Below are 3,776 nucleotides of genomic sequence, written 5' to 3'. Positions count from 1 at the left end.
CGATCGCCGCGGCCCTGATCCGGCGTGCCGTCGTCGTCGCCGCTGGCGCGGCCGCCGGGCCGATCGCCGCGGCCCTGATCCGGCGTGCCGTCATCATTGCTGCTGGCGCCCCGGCCGCCGCGCCCGCCGCGATCGTGATCGCCGCCATCATCGCCGTCATCGGCGTCATGGTGATCGCCGCGCCCGTCGCGATCGCCGCGCCCGTCGCGATCGCCGCGGCCGCCGCGATCATGATCGCCGCCGCGCCCGCCGCCATGCCCGCCCTTGGCGTAGACATAGGCGGGAGCAATGGACACGACATTCGCGTCGCCGCCGATGCGGACTTCGACGGGCGCAATGGCGAGAAGCGCGGCGGCCGACACGGCGCCGGTCAGGACGCAAAGGCGCTTTTTCAACAGGGTCATGATGTTATCTCCTTGATTTGCTTCGAACATTGGCTTCTGACGAGGCCCGCTCCATGGGCGGCGCTCACACAAGCTGACCGGAGCGGCGGCCGCGATCAACGGGCGCCGGACCTCCGCCGGGCGGCGTCAGACTCAATCGGTCAACCTTCGGACCATGGGCCGTGTTCAGGTTGGACCTAGGCGCCCGCGATGACGCCGCCATAGGGCGAGTTCGGGGTCTGGAGGCGATTCGCTCGGGATGAAATCGCCCATCGCCGGATCATGGCGGCAGGCCTCGCCTGACGAACTGGCGAATCAGGGCGATCGGCGGCGCGGGGGGCTCAGCCCCGACCGCACGCCTGGTCGAGGAAAATCGCGCAGCCGTTGAGCGCGGCGAAATCGTCGTCGATCATCGCCACGGGGAAATGCGCCATCAGGCCGGATTCGCGGCCCTTGTCCGCAAACGCCTCGCGCAGGCCGAAATCCAGCAGATGCGGGGCCAGCGCCCGCGCGACCCCGCCCGCCAGCCAGACGCCGCCGAAGGGCAGATGCACCAGCGCCAGATCGCCGGCCACCCGGCCGAGGAAGCGCGTGAACACCCGCGCCGCCGCGACGCTGAGCGGGTCCGGCGCCCCGACTCCATCCAGCGCGGCGCAGATCTGCGCCGCCGAAATCCGGCCGGAGGCGGCCTCGCCGGACTCCCGCGCCAGCCAGGCGCGGACGCTTTCCAGCCCGCGCCCGGAGAGCACGTCCTCCACGGCGCAGAACCCGCCGCAATGGCTGGCCGCGGCGGCAAGCCGCAGGTCGTCGGCGTCGCGCAGCGGCAGCGCCGCGTGGCCGCATTCCGACGGGTAGACAAGCCGGGCGCCGCCGGGCGCCGGCCCGGTCTTGTGCACGATCGCCGCGTTGAACCCGGTGCCGACGCCAATCACCAGTTCGGCGCCCCCGGCGCGGCGCGCGGGGTCGGGCGTCGCGGGGTCGGACTTTGCAGAATCGGGGCCGAACAGCGGCGCGACGCTGCCCGGCTTCAGCGCCTCCAGCCCATGGCCCAGCGCCTGCAGATCGTTGAGGATCGCCGCCCGCGGCGCCCCCGAGGCGGCGCGGAGCCCGGCGAGGTCGATCTCCCAGTCGAGATTGGTCATGCGGCCGCGATCGCCGCTGACCGGTCCGGCCAGCGCCACGCAGCAGGCGGCGCAGGCGGGGGCGCCCTGGGCGCGCAGATACCCGGCGACGATCTCGCCGAAGGATCCGGCCTCGGCGTTGCGAAACCGGGCGATGGTGGCGGCCTCGACCGCGCGGCCATGGGCCAGCGCCAGGCGCGAGAACGTGCCGCCCACATCGGCGACCAGGAAGGGCGCGCCGGTCATGCGCCGCCGGCCCCGCCCGAGGCCGGGCCGGCGGCGATGTCCTGCGCCCAGGGCGGGTCGGCGCCGGCCCGGGACACGGTGACGGCGGCGGCGGCGGCGCCATGGGCCAGCGCCCGCGCCGCGGCGCCGGCGTCGAGCGCCGCGAGTTCGGATTTGCCGAGCCGCCCCTGCGCGGCGAGACTGGCCAGCACCCCGGCGTTGAAGGTGTCCCCGGCCCCAACGGTGTCCACGACCCGCGCCTTGCCGGCCGGGACGCCGACCTCGCCGCCGCCGGGCAGGATCGCCGTCGCGCCCCGGGCGCCCCGGGTCAGGATCGCCAGCGACGGCCCCGCCGCCTTCAGCGTCGCGAGCTTGGCCATGGCGTCCTGCGGGCCGGGCGCGATCCAGTCCAGGTCCTCGTCCGAGACCTTGACGATGTCGGCGACGGCGATCATCGCCTGCAGCCTTGCGCGGTAGCGGGCCGGGTCCTCGATGAAGCCGGGCCGGATGTTGGGGTCGAGCATCACCGACCGCGCGCCGCATTCGCGCATGGCCAGCGCCGCGTAGGTCTCGGCGCCCGGCTCGGCGCAGAGGCTGATGCCGCCGAAGAACAGCGTCGTGACCTCGGGCGCGATCGCCGGAAGCTCGGCGGGGGCGATCATCCGCCCGGCGGTGTTCTCGTCATAGAAGGCGTAACTGGCCTGCCCGTCGACGATCTGCACGAAGGCCAGCGTCGTGGGCCGGTCCGAGAGCATCAGATGCGTCGCGTCCACATGGCTTTCGTCCAGCGCCGCGCGCAGCCGCCGCCCGAACAGGTCCCGCGACAGCCCCGACAGCAACCCCGCCCGCGCGCCAAGCCGGCCCAGGGCGATGGCGGTGTTGAACACCGCGCCGCCGGGATGGGGCGCAAAGCCGCCCTCGATGGGGATCATGTCGATCAGCGCCTCGCCGCAGCACAGGATCACGGGGCGCCGCCTTCGTCGTCATAGTCCGAGACCAGCAGGCGCAGCGGGGAGTCGTCCTCGTGGACATCGGCGAAGCGCGCCAGCGGCGGGTCGAACACGTTGTCGGTCCGGTCGTCATTGACCGTGGAGACCTCGCCGATCAGCACGTCGCCGCCCTCGCCCCAGAACCGGTGCCAGATCCCGGGCGGCAGGGTGACGCTTTCGCCCGGGTCGAGGGTCAGCGTCGCGCCGGGGTCCAGGCGGCGCCGGCAGCCGTCCACCGAGACATTGACAGCCGCGTCCCGGTCGATGGCCCCGGCGGCGTCGCTGGCGAACAGCTGCAGCGCCAGCGCGGCGCCGCCGCGATTGACGATGTCCTCGGCCTTGAGCCGATGGCGATGCATGGGGCAGACCTGATCCTTGCGCGAGACCATGATCTTTTCCGCATAGAGCATGCCGCCGCCCCGCGACAGATCCGCGGCCGAGCCGTTGCGCAGCGTGAACAGCAGCAGCCCCAGATCGGCGAACCGGCCCTTGCCGAAATCGGTCACGTCCCAGCCCATGCCCCGCGCGCGCAGCGCCGCGGCGCCCGGGGCGCGCATCTGCGCGGGGGTCCAGTCGGCGAAAGGCGGCATGGCGTAGCCGAAGCCGCGAATGAAGGCGGCGCCCTCGCGCAGGATGTGGTTGATCTGCGAACGTCTCATGGCTACCCCCATACGCGCTCGGCGCCAATGTGGCAAACCCGACAACCGGGGCGCGGTTTTTCAACCTTGGCTGTGGAGCTCGGGGGGGGCGTCGCGCGTCCGGGATTGAAAAGCGGCGCAGACGGGCGGCGGTGGCGGATGGCGGCGCCCGCTGCGGCAGATGTGGCATCCCCTAGGGGAGTCGAACCCCTGTTTCCACCGTGAGAGGGTGGCGTCCTAACCACTAGACGAAGGGGACGCAAGGCCCGGCGCGTGGCGTGACGCGGGGAATAGGGCCGGGCGGGGCGGGAGTCAAGCGGCGTTGTCGGCGCCCGGGCGCGCGGGCGCGCGGGGCCGGCGATCGGCCGCGGCGCCGCCGCGGCGGGCGCGGGGTTCGGGGCGCGGGGTTCGGGGCGCGGG

Annotated in this window: 4 protein-coding genes and 1 tRNA gene; all 5 read right to left on the bottom strand. The window is 73.5% G+C overall.

Annotated features, from left to right (window positions below; translation table 11 throughout):
* On the bottom strand, positions 1-503 hold a 503-nt coding region (locus AC1HC7_RS13775), incomplete at its 3' end, for a hypothetical protein (protein ID WP_479499129.1).
* Positions 504-724: 221 nt separating this feature from the next.
* Positions 725-1,750: a glucokinase gene (locus AC1HC7_RS13770; RefSeq protein WP_479495719.1), complete on the bottom strand. Its 1,026-nt coding sequence runs from the start codon at positions 1,748-1,750 to the stop codon at positions 725-727.
* On the bottom strand, positions 1,747-2,694 hold the full coding sequence (locus AC1HC7_RS13765) for a carbohydrate kinase family protein (RefSeq protein WP_479495720.1): 948 nt from the start codon (positions 2,692-2,694) through the stop codon (positions 1,747-1,749). Before AC1HC7_RS13765 ends, AC1HC7_RS13770 begins: the two co-directional genes overlap by 4 nt.
* Entirely contained in the window at positions 2,691-3,377 is a 687-nt protein-coding gene (locus AC1HC7_RS13760) for a D-lyxose/D-mannose family sugar isomerase (protein ID WP_479495721.1), read from the bottom strand. The genes AC1HC7_RS13765 and AC1HC7_RS13760 overlap by 4 nt, the downstream gene beginning before the upstream one ends.
* A 163-nt stretch (positions 3,378-3,540) precedes the next feature.
* Positions 3,541-3,615, bottom strand: a tRNA-Glu gene (locus AC1HC7_RS13755).
* Positions 3,616-3,776: the final 161 nt, after the last annotated feature.

Source organism: Oceanicella sp. (assembly GCF_056449545.1).
The sequence above is the reverse complement of the archived record's forward strand: the minus strand, read 5'-3'. Positions and strand labels throughout refer to the sequence as shown.

Bases quoted from the DNA above. Each gene is read 5' to 3' on its own strand.
- AC1HC7_RS13770 (WP_479495719.1), bottom strand. From the start codon at position 1,750: ATGACCGGCGCGCCCTTCCTGGTCGCCGATGTGGGCGGCACGTTCTCG.
- AC1HC7_RS13760 (WP_479495721.1), bottom strand. From the start codon at position 3,377: ATGAGACGTTCGCAGATCAACCACATCCTGCGCGAGGGCGCCGCCTTC.